The 602-nt window shown below is 64.6% G+C and carries 2 protein-coding genes; both read left to right on the top strand.

The window, feature by feature from the left end:
* On the top strand, positions 1 to 302 hold a 302-nt coding region (locus ABEA81_RS42445; protein ID WP_345613740.1), incomplete at its 5' end, for an ester cyclase.
* 44 nt (positions 303 to 346) lie between these two features.
* Positions 347 to 602, top strand: a 256-nt coding sequence (locus tag ABEA81_RS42440) for an alpha/beta hydrolase (protein WP_345613738.1), incomplete at its 3' end; no start/stop codon positions are given.

The following is a 602-nucleotide window of genomic DNA, read 5'->3' as shown; positions in this document are numbered from 1 at the left end:
ACCAGGTGCGGGAGTTTGCTACCCACTTCCGGTCGGCGTTCCCCGACCTGAACTTCTGGGGCACCGCTGATCTGATCGCCGAGGGTGACTACGTGGTCGGCCAGTGGGAAGGCGGTGGCACGCAGACCGGAGATGGATTCGACGACATCCCCGTCGGCGCGCTGCCCGCCGGCACCGGCAAAACGATGCGTTTCACCGGCATCTCCATCCTCAAGGTCGAGAACGGGCTGATCACCGAAGAGCTCGGCCTTGACGACGGACTGACCGCCCTGCGACAGCTCGGGCTCGTCACGGCAGCCTGAGCACCATCAACCAAACCGAGCTGTACAACGAGAGGAGCACGCCGATGGTCATGATTCGTGAAGAGATCGAGTTCTCCTCAGGCGGGCTGAGGTGCGCGGCGTGGCTCTACCCGGCCACGAGCGACCCTGGCCCCAGGCCGATTATCGTGATGGCGCACGGTATTACCGGTACACGGCGCGACGGACTGCCGCAGTTCGCGGACCGGTTCGCAGCCTCGGGTATCGCGGTGCTTCTGTTCGATCATCGCGGTTTCGGGGAGAGCGCAGGTGAGCCGGACCTGTTTGATCCGGTGCGGCTTC

Origin of the sequence: Pseudonocardia adelaidensis (assembly GCF_039543345.1) — a bacterium.
Taxonomy (GTDB): domain Bacteria; phylum Actinomycetota; class Actinomycetes; order Mycobacteriales; family Pseudonocardiaceae; genus Pseudonocardia; species Pseudonocardia adelaidensis.
The sequence above is the reverse complement of the archived record's forward strand: the minus strand, read 5'-3'. Positions and strand labels throughout refer to the sequence as shown.